The sequence below is a fragment of the Pseudoalteromonas sp. S1608 genome (genome assembly GCF_005887265.1).
Classification (GTDB): Bacteria; Pseudomonadota; Gammaproteobacteria; order Enterobacterales; family Alteromonadaceae; genus Pseudoalteromonas; species Pseudoalteromonas undina.
In genome coordinates this window covers 1-14,482 of sequence record NZ_PNDK01000012.1, presented here as the reverse complement: position 1 = coordinate 14,482, position 14,482 = coordinate 1, and the positions used below count along the sequence as shown (strand labels likewise).

The 14,482-nt window shown below is 40.0% G+C and carries 14 protein-coding genes and 2 tRNA genes; 8 read left to right on the top strand and 8 right to left on the bottom strand.

Annotated elements, in window-relative coordinates:
- The first annotated feature begins 68 nt into the window (after positions 1-68).
- From CWB75_RS05165 to CWB75_RS05155, 3 genes are all read left to right on the top strand, one after another.
- Positions 69-2,498, top strand: a complete 2,430-nt coding sequence (locus CWB75_RS05165) for a Lon protease family protein (protein WP_138570065.1) — start codon at positions 69-71, stop codon at positions 2,496-2,498.
- Complete coding sequence (gene bamJ / locus CWB75_RS05160; protein ID WP_010388321.1) at positions 2,495-2,971, top strand: BamJ family beta-barrel-assembly machinery protein; 477 nt, start codon at positions 2,495-2,497, stop codon at positions 2,969-2,971. The genes CWB75_RS05165 and bamJ overlap by 4 nt, the downstream gene beginning before the upstream one ends.
- A 138-nt stretch (positions 2,972-3,109) precedes the next feature.
- Positions 3,110-3,622 carry a hypothetical protein gene (locus CWB75_RS05155; protein WP_138570064.1) on the top strand — a complete coding sequence of 171 codons (513 nt, stop codon included), beginning with the start codon at positions 3,110-3,112 and terminating at the stop codon, positions 3,620-3,622.
- A 22-nt stretch (positions 3,623-3,644) separates the two neighbouring features.
- Here the strand turns inward: CWB75_RS05155 and CWB75_RS05150 are convergent, their stop codons facing one another.
- On the bottom strand, positions 3,645-4,169 hold the full coding sequence (locus CWB75_RS05150; RefSeq protein ID WP_138570063.1) for a CIA30 family protein: 525 nt from the start codon (positions 4,167-4,169) through the stop codon (positions 3,645-3,647).
- Between the two features lie 186 nt (positions 4,170-4,355).
- On the opposite strand from CWB75_RS05150, the gene CWB75_RS05145 reads away from it, so the two are divergent.
- The 4 genes from CWB75_RS05145 to CWB75_RS05125 all read left to right on the top strand — a co-directional run bounded on the left by CWB75_RS05145 (position 4,356) and on the right by CWB75_RS05125 (position 7,095).
- Positions 4,356-5,366, top strand: coding sequence for an RDD family protein (locus CWB75_RS05145; protein ID WP_138570062.1), 1,011 nt, complete (start codon positions 4,356-4,358; stop codon positions 5,364-5,366).
- Between the two features lie 597 nt (positions 5,367-5,963).
- A complete protein-coding gene (locus tag CWB75_RS19205) occupies positions 5,964-6,248 on the top strand; it encodes a hypothetical protein (RefSeq protein ID WP_249362303.1) in 285 nt (94 codons plus the stop codon).
- Between the two features lie 17 nt (positions 6,249-6,265).
- On the top strand, positions 6,266-6,718 hold the full coding sequence (locus CWB75_RS05130) for an ATPase (protein WP_138570060.1): 453 nt from the start codon (positions 6,266-6,268) through the stop codon (positions 6,716-6,718).
- Between the two features lie 32 nt (positions 6,719-6,750).
- A complete protein-coding gene (locus tag CWB75_RS05125; protein ID WP_138570059.1) occupies positions 6,751-7,095 on the top strand; it encodes a 2OG-Fe(II) oxygenase in 345 nt (114 codons plus the stop codon).
- Positions 7,096-7,172: 77 nt separating this feature from the next.
- Here CWB75_RS05125 and lnt read toward each other — a convergent pair whose 3' ends face one another.
- Genes lnt through miaB form a run of 5 tightly spaced genes read right to left on the bottom strand, consistent with a single transcriptional unit; the run spans position 7,173 to position 12,632 of the window.
- The gene (gene lnt / locus CWB75_RS05120; RefSeq protein WP_171039096.1) at positions 7,173-8,723 is read right to left on the bottom strand and encodes an apolipoprotein N-acyltransferase; all 1,551 of its coding nucleotides are present in this window, start codon (positions 8,721-8,723) and stop codon (positions 7,173-7,175) included.
- The gene (gene corC / locus CWB75_RS05115) at positions 8,704-9,588 is read right to left on the bottom strand and encodes a CNNM family magnesium/cobalt transport protein CorC (protein ID WP_010388331.1); all 885 of its coding nucleotides are present in this window, start codon (positions 9,586-9,588) and stop codon (positions 8,704-8,706) included. Before corC ends, lnt begins: the two co-directional genes overlap by 20 nt.
- 22 nt (positions 9,589-9,610) lie before the next feature.
- Positions 9,611-10,069 (bottom strand): rRNA maturation RNase YbeY, encoded by a 459-nt coding sequence (ybeY, locus tag CWB75_RS05110; RefSeq protein ID WP_010388332.1) that lies wholly within the window; start codon positions 10,067-10,069, stop codon positions 9,611-9,613.
- A gap of 4 nt (positions 10,070-10,073) precedes the next feature.
- Entirely contained in the window at positions 10,074-11,132 is a 1,059-nt protein-coding gene (locus tag CWB75_RS05105) for a PhoH family protein (RefSeq protein WP_010388333.1), read from the bottom strand.
- 54 nt (positions 11,133-11,186) lie between these two features.
- Positions 11,187-12,632: a tRNA (N6-isopentenyl adenosine(37)-C2)-methylthiotransferase MiaB gene (gene miaB / locus CWB75_RS05100; RefSeq protein ID WP_010388336.1), complete on the bottom strand. Its 1,446-nt coding sequence runs from the start codon at positions 12,630-12,632 to the stop codon at positions 11,187-11,189.
- A gap of 257 nt (positions 12,633-12,889) precedes the next feature.
- Here miaB and CWB75_RS05095 point away from each other — a divergent pair, with 257 nt between their 5' ends.
- The gene (locus CWB75_RS05095; protein ID WP_138570057.1) at positions 12,890-14,071 is read left to right on the top strand and encodes an FAD-dependent oxidoreductase; all 1,182 of its coding nucleotides are present in this window, start codon (positions 12,890-12,892) and stop codon (positions 14,069-14,071) included.
- A gap of 154 nt (positions 14,072-14,225) precedes the next feature.
- Here the strand turns inward: CWB75_RS05095 and CWB75_RS05090 are convergent.
- Both CWB75_RS05090 and CWB75_RS05085 read right to left on the bottom strand, forming a co-directional pair.
- A tRNA-Gln gene (locus tag CWB75_RS05090) sits at positions 14,226-14,300 on the bottom strand.
- A 39-nt stretch (positions 14,301-14,339) separates the two neighbouring features.
- A tRNA-Leu gene (locus CWB75_RS05085) sits at positions 14,340-14,424 on the bottom strand.
- Positions 14,425-14,482 lie beyond the last annotated feature (58 nt).

The window sequence follows — 14,482 nt, the reverse complement described above, 5'->3', positions numbered from 1 at the left end:
ATTGAGTGGCTGTAGGCCACTCAATATGCCCAAATCTAGCAATTAAGCTGGTAAAAAAAGAAGTTAGAATGACGAAAAAACTGCTGCCACTACCCGTATCAAATCTTGCACCGAGTATTTCTTCGAGCCATGTAAACACTTGCATGAGCAATCCATACCCTGAGCAACTTACCTTTATAGGCCAACAACGTGCGCAAAGTGCATTGGACTTCTCTTTAGGAATGGACCTACCCGGTTATAATGTTTACGTAATGGGAGAGGCGGCACACGGGCGTTTTACCTTAGTAAAAGACAAATTAAAACAACACGCTAAAGAGCGCACAACACCGCATGAGTGGCTGTATGTTAATAACTACGACGATCACCGTGAGCCTATTGCGTTATTTATGCATGCAGGGCAAAGCAAACAATTAGCCGATGACATTGACTCATTTATTGATGAAGTACTCGACACCTTTCCTGCTGCATTTGATAACCCAGCTTATCAGCGCAAGAAAAAATCGATAGACCGCGAGTTTAACGATGCTTACGACGGCGCCATTACCGCGGTAGAAATAGCCGCGCTTGAGCAAAGTGTGGCATTAATCGAAGAAAAAGGCGTAGTCGGCTTTGCCCCGCTGATTGATGGCAAGCAACTTACCGATAATGAATTTTCTGATTTGGAAGATGATTTACGCGAAATGTTTTTTGAGCGTATAGAAAAATTAGAAGATGCTCTCATTGAAGCGCTTATTGAGTTACCGCGCTGGAAACGTGAATCCAAAGAAAAGCTCCGCAACCTTAAAAAGTCTACCGCTGAGCAAGCCACTAAACCGTTATTAAAAGATTTAGAACATAAATACGCCAGCCATATTGGTGTGCTGCGTTATTTAAAAGATATACGTGTAGAAATTATTGATGCCGTGCTTGAATGGCTTGATGATGAAGGTGAAAGCGAAGAAAACAAAGAAGACTTTGACCGTAAAGGTATGCTTACCGACTTTTTTGCACCTAATATTTTAGTTGAATACAAAGAAGGCGATGCAGCACCGGTTGTTTACGAGCCAAACCCAACTTTTGGTAATATTTTTGGCAAAATTGAATACGCCACATCGCAAGGGTCGTTAATTACCAGCTATCGCTCAATTCAGCCAGGTGCATTGCACCGCGCGAATGGCGGCTATTTAATTATGGATGCTGAAAAAGTAATGGCTCAACCCCAAGTGTGGGATGGGCTAAAGCTGTCGCTAAAAACCCATCAAATTAAAAATGACTTACCTTATCAAGACAGTGTCGTTGGTAGTAGCTTTACGCTTCGACCGCAGTTAATACCGCTTGATGTGAAAATTATTTTACTCGGCTCACGTGAACTTTATTACACCATCGGTGAATACGACGAGGAATTTGCTGAGTTATTTAGAGTACTTGCCGATTTTGATTATTACTTACCAAGTAGCGATAAGCTGCAGTATCAGTTTATTACTAAAGTCAGTGATTACTGCGAGCAAACATTAAAGTGCACGTTAAACGAAGCCGCAATGGTGCGATTACTTAAATTTAGTTATCGCCAAGCAGAGCACCATAATAAGTTATCAGCACGTTTTGCTGATGTGTTAGAGCTTGTGGCTGAGGCTAGTTTTTACGCTAAGCAAGACAAGCTTACGGTGATTGATGCACGCCATATTGACGAAGCTATACAAGGCAAGCAGTACCGTACGGGGCAAATTAGCGAAAACATGCTCAGCGATATAAAGGAAGGGCATACTTTAATAGCTACTGAAGGCCAAGCCGTAGGTAAAGTAAATGGTTTGACTGTACTGCACATTGGAGACACCTCATTTGGCACACCTGCACGTATTACTGCTACCGTTTATGCTGGCGCTGACGGCGTAATTGATGTGGAACGCGAAGCTGAGTTGGGTAAAGCAATTCACTCAAAAGGGGTAATGCTGCTTACCGGTTATTTAGGTAACAAATACGCGCAACACTTTAGCTTAACACTCAGTGCGAATATAGCTATTGAACAAAGTTATGGCTACATAGATGGTGATAGCGCCTCTCTTGCTGAACTTTGTGCGCTAATTTCGGCCATTACGAGCTTACCTATCAGTCAGTCTATTGCACTAACTGGTTCAATTAACCAACATGGTGATGTGCAGGCCATTGGTGGTGTAAACGAGAAAATAGAAGGCTTCTTTAAGCTATGTAAAATGCGCGGCTTAACGGGTGAGCAAGGGGTTATTATTCCTAAATCGAACCAAGTTAATTTGGTGCTTGATGACGAAATACTCAATGCCGTTGAGTTAGGTAAGTTTAATATTTATGCTGTGGAAACCGTTGACCAAGCACTAAACTTATTAATGGATATCGAAGCGGGTGATATGGTTGATGAACACTACCCAGAAGATTCGGTTAATGGCATCGCATTAGCGCGATTAAAAGACATTGCCAATATTGTTAATGGTGATAACAGCGACGAAAAAGACCACGACTCAGAAGATGAAAAAGGGGAGTTATGATCAATATAATTTTACTGATTGTTATCGCTATTTTTTGCGTTTTAATTTTTAAAAACAGTAAAAAAGCCAAGCAGCAAGCAATCGCAAACGCACAGATTGAAAGTGATTATTTAATTGCCAATGTAAAAACTGAAGGCGTACATGAAACCGCATCTGGCTTGCAATATAAAATAATCCATAAAGGACAGAGCGAAAATACACCTAGCCCAACGAGTATGGTTAAAGTGCATTATCATGGCACTTTAATCGACGGCACTGTATTTGACAGCTCAGTGGAGCGCAAAACTCCGATTAGCTTTGGTTTGCACCAAGTTATAAAAGGTTGGACAGAAGGCCTACAACTGATGAGCCCGGGCGATAAATTTCAGTTTTATATACCGCATCAGCTCGCCTATGGTGAAAAGCGAGTAGGGAGTATTCCTCCTGCATCATTGCTTATTTTTGAAGTGGAATTACTGGCTATTGAGTCGTAATTTTAAAGAAAAAAACACTTTAAGCCTTACCTTAATCAAGTAGGGCTTTTTATTTGCCTCATTAGCCAATTCTACTCAAGAATTTAAAATATCAGTCGATACCTAAAATAGTGACAAATTTATTTTAGGGATAAAATAATGAAGATTTCAGCGGCCTCAATTCAATATCAAGCATCTAATTATATCAATCAGGCTTTAGTAGAAACAGAGCGGCAACCTACAGATGACGAATCACAAGAACAACCTGACTATGTTTTATCAGAGTTTTTAGATGCAAAGGTTCAAAAATACAGCGAAGATAACGCAACATTTGCTGAGCAATATCAAAATTTAGAAAAGGCATATAAATATTTCACCCAGCAAGTGGTTGCATTGCAAGAGCAAGTAAATAAGCTTAAGCAGAGCACGGTACAACGTAGTTTAACCATAGATAATAGCCAATATGGGCCAGCTGAAGGCGAGAGTCGCTTAACTATGGATACTGAGCATATCGGGGCTAAAAAATATAAAACCGAGCAACAACAAGAAGAGATAAATAGATTGCAGCTGCAACTTAGTGAGGTGAAGTCTCAGCAGGCAGCAATAAAACAACAAATTATTGAGCTAGTAATCAACGAAATGAAAAGGCGAGGCGACGACTTCACTGTTTAACCTTGTAATGTATGCAGAGAAGTTAGTTTTTAAACTCAATTTTTCCTATTTCAAGCCTAAATTTCCCCGCCTGTTTACCTGCAATCATAAAGCCAAGCTGCTTTATCTCTTTAAAGCTAATTGTAGGCTGTTGTTCAAGTAAGCGGCCGCGATAAGTAAGCTGAAAATCTTCAGGTAAAAACTCAATATTAAGCCACTCACTTTTCGTGGTACTGAACGAATGTGTATAAGCCGCCCCATCCATGTACTCATTAGTTCTTAAGCGTAATTGATAGGTTTGACCATCGCCCTTAACACGCAGCACTATTTTTGTAATATTTTGGTTTTTTACATCCAACGGTGTTCTTATTGAAGCAAATCCTCCATTGTTTGCAAGCGATACGTTGCCTGTAAACACTAAATTGCCGTCATTTTGTAAAACCTGACTATTAGAAATACCACCCATCACCGAATCATTAACCACATCCCAGCGAACATTGGCGTTTGCCTCGGTAGTGGCAAACAGTAAGTTAAAAACAAAAAGTGATGAGAGTTGTTTGGTGGTCATGAGCTCTTCCTAGTAGCTTTTATATTTAATACGATACAGTAGATTAATTGTTCACTCTTTTAAGAATTAATCTACACCTAGCGGCTATTTTTAATATTAACTCTCGTTATCCATTTTATTCGCTTGAGCAAAAATTAAAAAGCGCGTAATTTAACTGCGTTACCTATTTTAATAACAAGTATAATAATGAAAGTACAAGAATTAGAGCAATTAGCGTTATCTAAAGCCGAAACCCGAGAAGTGATCACGCCGTATGCCTTTGAGGTTGATAATGCTTTACTTGGCTTGCCTTTGGCTTCGCCGACTCGGCGCGCATCAGCCATGATTATCGATGTAGCATTAATATTCTTAGCTGCAAAGCTCAGTGCAACTATTATTGCATTCGTTGCTGCGATGGCGTTTTACAAAGGAACGGCGCAGCAATACCTTCCTAAAATGTCGAGTGTATGGCGAAGAATACTAAAAATAGTAGCAGCAAGTATTTTATTTGTAAGCGCTCTTGCTGTGCTTTCAATTGGTATAGATTACTTAGAAGGCGCTGACCCTGATCAAGGCTTAACTGTTCAAGGCTTAAAAATACAGGATGACATTCAGCTTAATTCCACAGAAAAAAAGCAGGTAAATGCCTACTTAGTGCAAACAGACGACGAAAGCTGTGAGCAATCTTGTCAACAAAATGCACTTGATAACTTGATAGGGCAAGTACCCAAATTAGCCGAAATGGACGACCTACAAAACCCACAACTTGAAAAAGCATTTTTAAAATTATTAGTGCTTGGTGAAAATAACGGATTAAAGCTTGCGCAGTTAATAGAAGATAAACCCGCACAAACAACCACACACAGTATTTTGCAGTGGGGTAAAGGTATTATTCAAGATTTAGGTTTGGGTTTTGGCTGGGCGGCTGTGTACTTCACACTGTTTTCTTTATTATGGCGCGGTCAAACCCCTGGTAAAAAGCTTTGTAACACCAGAGTGGTTGCATTAAGTGGTGAATCACTGGGTTTACTTGATTGTTTTGGCCGGTACGGTGGGTACGGCGCAGGTTTTGCCACCGGCTTGTTAGGTTTTTTACAAGTTTACTGGGATCCAAACAGGCAAGCCATTCAAGATAAAATATCAGCGACTGTGGTTATTCAAGGGAATGTGAACCAAGTTGTAAATGTGCAAACAGTAGAAGAGACTGTAAAAAGTTAACTCTGTTTCATAACTTACAAGGATGGTTATGAAAGTTTTAATGATTGTATTTATTAATCTGTATTTTATTAGCAAAAACGCATCAGCTTACGTCTTTTATTTTAGATGAACAACGCAGTCTCAGCGTTTGTTGAAAAGTTACAAGCACATAAAAGTGACAATTTAATTATAAATAAACGTTACTTTGAAGATGAAACTCATGACACAGTCGCTGCCCTTAGTTGGTATTATGGGTTGAAAAGCATACTTAAAAGATAATTTTATCATTGAAGTTGAATGGGAGTTTAATTGCTAAATATAAAGCACAAAGAGTTTCATAAAAGCTTTTTATATCTATTAATTATATTCGCACTAATGAGCTATTTAGTGTTGCTCATTGGATGGTACGAGTTTAACGATCCTGCTTTTATTGCTAATGAGCGATTACATTTTATAGAGCTAGCAGTGCTACCTATATTAACCATGGCAGTAATATATACATTATTTAAAAAGTATAGGTGTGATCACAACTTTAATTATTTAATAACTCGTCACTTTTTTAAAGGTAGCAGGCTAGTAAAAGGATTTTTGATAGTAATGTACCCTTGTTTGATCTATATGGCGTTGTGGAAATTTAGCGTAGTTCCCATTATGTATTATGCTGAAAATAATTTAGGCGAACTGTGGTCTGAAGAATATTTTTTAACTGATGTAACTACATGTATTATAAATGATCAGCAGCAATGTATAACATTAAACATTACTGATTTATCCACTGGTGAAGAGCATTCGTTTAGATGGTACTTAGATACGGACGAGCTACAAGCACTTAAAAACAAAAAAATAAATTTAGTCGGTGAAAAAAGTTACTTTGGCTATCTTGTTAACGAAATACAATGGTAAAAACCAAAGGGAATTAAATGAAAAGTAATAATTTTAATGAGAGCATAAAAGGCTTTTTTTGGGGCATCGGGTTTGTAATAGCTATACTTGGCGGTATTAGTGCATTCGCCCTGACAATCGCTGCTGATGTTGACAGTGGATTCAAAACGATAGTTTCTAATAAAGCATTAGAAACAAGTGATGAATTTAATAATGACTATAAACTTACTCTTTCTGAAATATACAAAGAAAATGGTCAAGTAAGAATCGCAGCTGAATTAAAAAATATTACTAACGAGAGCATTTATACGGGAACCGTTATTGCTTCTACATTTGACGAAAGTGGCAAGTTTATTGGTAATTGTGTAGGCAAAAGCACAGACAGCTTTCTAGAACCTAGCGAAGTTAGCTATGTTGACATTAAATGCAATTTATTTAGATCACAAGCAAGTAAAGTTCACTCGACAAAGCTTAAAATTAAGTGGTTCTAGGCATGTATTCAATTTTTTAGAGTTAAGTGTAGATGCCAAATAAGTTATTTAGTTGGGAGCGTGGGCGACAAAGATCAGGTTATGACAAGATGCTGCTCTGTCGTATTTTTGCTCCTTTTAAGTTTGATGTCTATTTGATTAAATTTCCACAAGGGAGTGAAATAAAACCGCATATCGATAACGTTAAAACTGGTCGGCACTTTAGGCTCAATATTATATTAAAACATGCAGCCAAGGGTGGTGAGTTTATTTGTGACAACCCAATTATAAATTACCACCGAGTTAAGCTGTTCAGGCCTGATATAGAACAGCACCAAGTATCAAAAATAGAAAAGGGCAGTCGTTATATTTTAAGCATAGGCTGGATTAAAAAATAGATTTGCGAAGGTTGGTTAGATACCAGAGCAACCTTTCTCTTACTGATAGCTGACAACTAATAGTTATCAGCTATAGTTTACTTCTTAAACCTAACCCCAAATCCAATCATACCCAATAACAATATAAACCCCCATACAAACCCATTGCTGTATTGGCTATACACGCTATCCCCTTGTATGAGCTTTATATTGGCTTTGAGTGTGGTAGCTTCAAACTGTGGCATAGTTTGGCGTGTTTGGCTTATGGGGTCGTATACGCCACTTATACCGTTGTTGGTAACACGTATTAGTGGACGTTGTAGTTCAAGGGCGCGCATGCGGGCAATTTGCATATGCTGGTGAGGGCCGATTGAATCACCAAACCAAGCATCATTACTCACCGTAAATAATATGTCTGAGTCGCTTTTATAATTACCCCGCACTAGATCGGCAAATACTATTTCGTAGCAAATAGCAGGCAGTAGGTTAAAGCCATTCGCACGTAAGTTATTTTGCACTTTATCACCGCGAGAGAACGATGACATAGGCAAATCAAATAACGGAGCGATGGGGCGTAGTATGTCTTCAAAGGGAACAAACTCACCAATCGGCAGTAATTGATGTTTTTGATAGCGGTTACTGTCTAAGTAACGATAGTGGCCGTGTTCATCATTTTGCTCTTTGTTACCGACCACAATTAGCGTATTGAAAATGGTTTTAGTGTCGCGTTGGTAATCTACAATACCAGTCACTAATGCAGTTTTATTGAATGAGGCGGCACTGTCTAAACCTGCTAAATATGAATCGGCAAGGGCTTCTATTTCCGGCACTGCAGCTTCAGGCCACACAATTAAATCGGCATCCCAGTGACGGCGCGTCATATCCTGATACTTACTCATGGTGGTCCAAAACTCACTGGGGTCAAACCGCAAGTGTTGTTTTATATTACCTTGTACAAGCAGCACAGACAGGTCTTTATCGGAGTAATGGGTTGCCTTTGTAAAATGTGCGCTTGTGAAGGCAAGCAAAACCACAGCAGCGATAGCAACAGGCATTTTAAATTGTTTTTGCGTTAAGCTGTACAATGCAAAGCCTATGGCAATACATAATAGTGTGAGCCCAAATTCACCAATTAAAGGAGCAAGGGCATTCAGAGGGCTATCGGTTTGTGTATAACCAAAGCTTAACCAAGGAAAACCAGTTAACAGGTTGGCACGCAAATATTCACTAATAGCAAAACAAGGGAGTAATAGCGCTGCAAAACTTATAGAGCCGTTTGAAAAGCGAGTGGTTGCCCACAGCGCCAGCGCAGGAAATAACGCAAGGTAGCTACAAAGCAGTGCCATTAATGCAATTGAGGCGACCAGTGGCATACCGCCAAAGGTGGCGATAGAAACATGTACCCAACTTATACCTGCACCAAACCAGCCTAGGCCAAATATAAAGCCATATTTAGCCGCTGTTTTAGCATGTACTTTTCCATTGAGGTTTGCAGGAATACAAAAAAATAGCGAGCCTATGCTAAAAAATACAATCGGCCAAATACCAAAAGGGGCGTAGCTAAAAGTTAAAACAAGGCCCGCAACCAGTGCGAGCCATGCTTTTTTATCTTTTGCTAGTAGGGTGAGACTAGTTAGCAGTTTCTTCACTGTCGTTATCATCAGCCTTAGGAATGGTGACTTGCAGTTGCAATATACGACGATTATCAGAATTGGTTACTTTAAACTGAAATCCCTCTATATCGATGGTTTCGCCACGGCTCGGCATATGACCAAAGGCGTGTAACACGGTACCACCAATAGTGTCGGCATCTTGCGAGCTATAACCTGATTTAAAATGCTCGTTAAAGTCATCTACAGGGGTCAGTGCTTGCACAACGTAAACATGTTTAGCCAGTTGTCGAATATCTTGTTGTTCTTCTTCTTCATCGTGCTCATCTTCGATTTCGCCAACAATGATCTCAAGAATATCTTCAATGGTTACTAAACCCGATACACCGCCGTATTCGTCTATCACGATTGCCATATGGTAGCGTTGCTGACGAAACTCATTAAGCAGAGTATCAACCCGTTTACTTTCAGGCACTACCATGGCAGGGCGCAAATAGTCACGTAGCGATGGTAAATGCTCATCTTTATTTAAAATGAGAGGTAATAAGTCTTTTGCGAGTAAAATCCCTTCTACATGGTCTTTATCTTCACACACTACCGGAAAACGAGAGTGGGTAGAATCAACCATCATAGGTATGTGCTCTTCAAGCGGGCTATCAATTTCCAAAGTGACCATTTGTGAGCGCGGGATCATAATATCTCGCACTTTGAGCTCAGACACGCCAAGCACACCTTCAATCATTTCTTTGGTTTCAGGATCGATTACATCCCGCTCTTGGGCATCGGCAATTACCTCAACCAGCTCTTCTCTATTCTGGGGTTCCCCTTGCAACATCTGGGTTATACGACCCAGCCAAGTTTTGCCAGAAGAACCCTGGCTAGATTGCGAGTTATCGTCGCTCATTACGTCTAATTGCTCCGTTTATTTAAATATCGTCCCGATATGGGTCTGCTATGTTTAGTTCAGCAAGTAATTGCTTTTCTATGCTTTCCATCTCTAAAGCGTCTTCACTCTTTATATGGTCAAATCCAAGTAAATGCAAGCATCCATGAATAACCATATGAGCAAAGTGGTCATGAAATGACTTTTCTTGCTCTTGTGCCTCAGCCAAAACAATGGCAGGACAAATAATTAAGTCACCCACAAGTGGGATATCAATACCCGGTGGCGCTTCAAATTCAAATGATAATACGTTGGTAGGCTTATTTTTACCTCGGTAGTCATTATTGAGCTGTTGCGACTGTTCCTCATCGCTGATGACAATGGTCAGCTCAGACTCATCACGATATTGGCTAAGTACTTTATCGGCCCACATGGCAAACTGCTCAAGGCTGGGTAAGTTGTCAAACTCACACGCTATTTGTAAATCAAGTTCTGTTTTCACGGTATTACTCTTTAGTAGCAGGTTGCTCTTGAGCGGCAAGCGCTTCTTTGGCTTGTTGTTTCTCTAATCGCTTAAGGCGTTCACGCTCATCGTTGCGCTCATACGCTTCTACAATGCGGGCTACTACAGGGTGGCGTACCACATCGTGCGATTTGAAAAAGTTAAAGCTAATTTCATCAACGCCATCCAATACTTCAATAGCATGGCGAAGACCAGAGCGCGCACCCCGAGGTAAATCAACTTGGGTTATATCGCCGGTGATCACTGCTTTAGAATTAAAACCAATACGGGTTAAGAACATTTTCATTTGCTCTGTGGTGGTATTTTGGCTTTCATCTAAAATAATAAACGCATCATTAAGTGTGCGCCCACGCATGTAAGCCAATGGCGCAATTTCAATGATGTTTTTTTCAATCAGTTTTTCAACACGCTCGAAGCCAAGCATTTCAAATAAGGCATCGTAAAGTGGGCGTAAGTAAGGGTCTATTTTTTGGCTTAAGTCACCCGGTAAAAAGCCGAGTTTTTCACCCGCTTCAACCGCAGGGCGAGTGAGCAATATACGGCGTATTTCTTGGCGCTCTAGTGCATCAACTGCCGCTGCAACTGCAAGATAGGTTTTACCTGTACCTGCTGGGCCAATACCAAAGGTAATGTCGTGGTGCAAAATATTAGCAACATACAAGCCTTGGTTATCGTTTCGTGGTTTAATAACGCCACGACGAGTTTTAATCATCATTTCTTTGCCATAAGCACTGTGTGCAACATCTTGCTCAAGCGCTTTAGACTCAGTGATGGCTAAATGTACGTTGTCAGGCTCAATTTCGCCAATTTCCCCACGTACAGGTTGAGTATCAATATAAAGGTTTTTTAAGATCTCTACCGCGCCGGCGCTACTGTGTAGTTTACCGGTTACTTTAAAAAAGTTATCACGATGAATAATTTCAACACCTAGACGGCGTTCAATTTGTTTGATGTTTTCGTCAAACGGGCCACATAATGAAGAAAGGCGTTTGTTGTCGGCAGGTTCTAAATAAATCTCTAATGTTTTTAACTGATTACTCAAAATTACTTCCTATTACAGTGCGCCAGAGTTAACTGGCGCAATGAATTTTTGCAACTAAGGTACGAAAGTAGCAACGCCAATTTCGTTAGCTGTCTCGGTTTTTTGCTCACTCGCTGCTTTGGTTAAAATAGCAGAAGGCGCAATTTCGCGGCGTAAGTTCATTTCTGATTCTGTACGAATTAAATCGCCACGTAAAGAGTTTGGTAACGCTTCGGTAATACGTACATCAACAAACTGACCGATCACTGTGTGTGGGCCAACAAAGTTAACTACACGGTTATTTTCAGTTCGGCCACGTAGTTCCATCGGGTTCTTCTTAGAAGGACCTTCAACTAAAATACGTTGCTCAGTATCAAACATTTGGCGGCTAATTTGCTGTGCCATTTGCGTAATACGGTTTTGCAATAAGTACAGGCGCTCTTTTTTCTCTTGCTCGGTTACGTCATCTGGTAAATCTGCCGCTGGCGTACCTGGGCGTGCACTGTAAATAAAGCTAAAGCTCATATCAAAACCAATATCGTTGATAAGGTTCATAGTAGCTTCAAAGTCGGCCTTGCTTTCACCTGGGAAACCTATAATGAAATCTGACGACATGCTTAGGTTAGGGCGAATTTTACGTAGCTTACGAATTGTTGATTTGTACTCAAGAGCAGTATGGCCGCGTTTCATTAAGTTTAAAACACGGTCTGAACCACTTTGGACTGGAAGGTGTAAGTGATCAACCAGCTCAGGCACATCAGCGTACGCATCAATAATGTCTGGTGTAAACTCTACAGGATGTGAGGTGGTGTAACGAATACGGTCAATCCCGTCAATTGCAGCCACTAAACGAATTAGATCTGAGAAATAGCAAATTTCACCATCGTGTGTATCACCACGGTATGCATTTACGTTTTGACCTAATAGGTTAACTTCACGTACGCCTTGCTCGGCTAACTGTGCAACTTCTAATAATACATCATCAACAGGGCGGCTTACTTCTTCACCACGGGTGTAAGGCACAACACAGAAAGTACAATATTTAGAACAACCTTCCATAATTGATACAAACGCAGAAGGACCTTCCGCTTTAGGCTCAGGTAAGCGGTCAAATTTTTCAATCTCAGGGAATGAAATATCAACTACAGATGAACCTTTATCGCCTTGTACTTGTTTAATCATCTCAGGTAAACGGTGCAAAGTTTGTGGACCAAAAATAACATCTACAAACGGAGCACGTTGGCGAATTGAATCACCTTCTTGTGATGCAACACAGCCGCCTACACCAATAATAAGGTCTGGTTTGTCATCTTTTAATAACTTCCAACGACCTAGTTGATGAAATACTTTTTCTTGCGCTTTTTCACGAATTGAACAGGTGTTAAGTAAGATAACATCAGCATCAGCAGCTTCTTCAGTTAGCTGATAGCCGTTGGTAGCATCTAGAAGATCAGCCATTTTCTGAGAGTCGTATTCGTTCATCTGACAACCCCAGGTTTTAATATGCAGCTTTTTGCTCATTGAAATATAGCCTCGTGTTCAATTCGATAGTGGCACAAATATGTGCTAGAAACAGGTATAAGTGGCGGAATTATTAAAATTTCGCTCGACTTAAAGGACGCGTATTTTAGCTGGATACACGCTCAAAACCAAGTATAGATTTCATGTTTGTGATCTGAAATCAATATAGTATGGGTTTAATAATAGAATTAAGCGAAGCGCTCACACTGAGCAAACTAATTACGATACAATCTAAGCAGAGTTAAGTCAGAATTAAAATGATGAAAAACATGGCTAAAAATAATGTAATTGTAGTAGGGGGCGGCATGGTTGGTGCCGCTATGGCTATTAAATTAGCGCAACAAGGCAAAGCCGTACGTGTTATTGAAAAACACCCAATAGATGCACCACAGGTGCTTAACAGTGATGATGTTGATATACGTGTTTCGGCTATTAATCGCTTTTCTGAAAAATTGCTTGATCAGCTCGGTGCGATGCCATTACTGCGAGCAAATAGATTGGCTCCCTATGAACAATTAGAGACCTTTGAACGGAGTAACGATCATTTATTATTTGATTGTCATGCTATTAATACCACCCATTTAGGTCATTTGATTGAGAATAAGCTAATTCAAGCCAGTTTATGGCAGCAATTTGAGCAACATAATATTGAGATGATTAATCCTTCATCGGCTTTAACGGCAATAGAGCAAAACCCTGATAGCATTAGCTTGCACTATAACGAACAAAGCTATACTGCTGATTTAGTCATTGCAGCGGATGGTGGGCAATCACAATTACGTAGCAAAGCCAATATTGGTATAACTGGTTGGCAATATCAGCAGCATTGTATGGGCGTGCTAATAAAGCTCGATGCACCACAACAAGTTAAAACATGGCAGCAGTTTACACCTACAGGGCCTGTTGCGTTTTTACCTATGCAAGCACCTTTTGCAAATTTAATTTGGTATGACGATGCAAATACCCTCAAAGCATTTAAAGCCCTACAACCTAGCGAATTAAAAGCCCATATTATTGAAAAGTTTCCAAAGCTTGCTGGTGATTTTGAAGTACAAAGCCATGCTATATTTCCTCTGGCAAGGCAGCATGCCAATAATTATTCACAAGGCAGACTCGTTTTAGTGGGTGATGCGGCGCACACTATTAATCCTCTGGCAGGACAGGGTGTTAATTTAGGCTTTCAAGATGTGGCTGCTTTAGCTGAAGTGTTGCGTACAGCTGATGATGTAGGTTGCCCGCTAATGCTTAAAGAATACGAGCGTAGTCGTCGTAACGCTAATTTGTTAATGATGAGTATAATGGATGCTTGCTACTTTGGTTTCTCAAATCAAATAGCCCCATTAAAATGGGCGCGCAGCACATTTTTAAAGTTAGCTAATAATACAGGGCCAGTAAAAAACTGGGTGCTGAAATACGCAATAAGCGGTGAGCTTAGTTAAAATACTTATAGTTATTAAAAGGCTCAAATTTGGGTCTTTTTTTATGCCCAAGAAAAAGTGGTGTAAATTATAAAGGTAAAAAAAATTAAAGATATAAATTATATAATTGGAATTGAGGATAAATCGTGAAGTGTAATCAAAGAAGTGTGCAAATTGGCTGGGATACCAGGATTTGAACCTGGGAATGCCAGGATCAAAACCTGGTGCCTTACCGCTTGGCGATATCCCAACTCTAAATTTGGATGAGTTTTAGTTCTAGTTAAGAACATGGTGCGGAAGGAGAGACTTGAACTCTCACATCCTAAGATACTGGAACCTAAATCCAGCGCGTCTACCAATTCCGCCACTCCCGCATTATCAATTTTAATTTATCAATGAAATGGTAGTTATTTTAAACAAATCATGGAGTTG